Source organism: Lacinutrix sp. MEBiC02595 (assembly GCF_053601555.1).
On sequence record NZ_JBSHNU010000199.1, the window covers coordinates 1 to 224 of the forward strand.

The 224-nt window shown below is 45.5% G+C and carries 1 protein-coding gene; it reads right to left on the bottom strand.

Annotation, left to right across the window (positions count from 1 at the left end):
- Window positions 1-224 (bottom strand): hypothetical protein (locus tag ACVCZW_RS05865; RefSeq protein ID WP_452231908.1); only part of this gene is annotated, 224 nt, incomplete at both ends.

The following is a 224-nucleotide window of genomic DNA, read 5'->3' on the forward strand; positions in this document are numbered from 1 at the left end:
TACTGTTCCTGCTGGTACTCCTGGAATAGTATACGTTCCATCCGCTGCCGTTGTTGCTGTTGGCTCTCCTGCGTCTAATACACCATCGCCATCTAAATCAGCAAATACAGTTACTGGAGAAGTAAATCCGGTTTCTGTTCCGTTTTGTGTTCCATCACCATCTTCATCGTTATATACTGTTCCGGTTACCGTTCCTGCTGTAGTATAACCATCTGTTCCTGCTG